The organism is Mesorhizobium tamadayense (genome assembly GCF_003863365.1).
Lineage (GTDB): Bacteria > Pseudomonadota > Alphaproteobacteria > Rhizobiales > Rhizobiaceae > Mesorhizobium > Mesorhizobium tamadayense.
Map to the genome: position 1 here is coordinate 1 of NZ_RQXT01000278.1, position 307 is coordinate 307.

At 65.5% G+C, this 307-nt stretch carries 1 protein-coding gene; it reads right to left on the reverse strand.

Features of this window, described 5'->3' with window-relative positions; translation table 11 throughout:
- The coding region (locus EH240_RS37645) for a transposase (protein ID WP_206075415.1) at nucleotides 1-307 on the reverse strand (307 nt) is incomplete at both ends.

Here is a 307-nt window from a genome sequence, read left to right on the forward strand (position 1 = left end):
GCTGAGGCCATCGCCACCTTGATGCGACGAACCGAGACGCGGACCTGTGCGCCGATCTTCAAGAGCTTCAGCCTGATCGTGCCGCAGGTGGCCTCGGCGAGCCGGGTGTGGGCGAGGCCGAGGCGGCGCAAGGCGCAGATCAAGACATAGGCAAACGAGGCAAGCCAAAGCCGCAACTGATTGGCGCGCATGGTGTGGGCACTGGTGCGGTCGGCGTAGAGGTCGAGCTGACATTCCTTGATCCGGTTCTCCATGTCGCCGCGTGCGCAGTAGAGGTCCTCGTAAAGCGCCCGTGCCGCCCAGCGCC